Annotated in this window: 1 protein-coding gene; it reads left to right on the forward strand. The window is 33.0% G+C overall.

Annotated features, from left to right (window positions below; genetic code table 11):
- Positions 1 to 107 (forward strand): CBS domain-containing protein (locus tag ACFINZ_RS11515; RefSeq protein WP_375701585.1); only part of this gene is annotated, 107 nt, incomplete at its 5' end.
- Positions 108 to 291 lie beyond the last annotated feature (184 nt).

Here is a 291-nt window from a genome sequence, read left to right on the forward strand (position 1 = left end):
CAGCTTTTATTAATGAGCACCATATTGGGGCTTTTTTCGTGGTTGAAAATAAGAAGCCGATAGGAATTGTTCACTTTCACGATCTTTTACGCATTGGTGCTGCTTAAGTAAAAAATACCCACATTCGATAAAATTTTGTTTTGTGCAACAGCTTTATTGAGATATTTTTTGGAAAAAGAGGAGTGTTTTTCGTATTTTAAAGGATATTTTTCTCGCGCAGGGAGATTTGTGTCCTCCTATTATAAGGATGCTTTCTATGTTTTTAATAGAAGCTTTGACTTTGTTTATTTT

Source organism: Bartonella sp. AA81SXKL (genome assembly GCF_042196945.1).
Lineage (GTDB): Bacteria > Pseudomonadota > Alphaproteobacteria > Rhizobiales > Rhizobiaceae > Bartonella.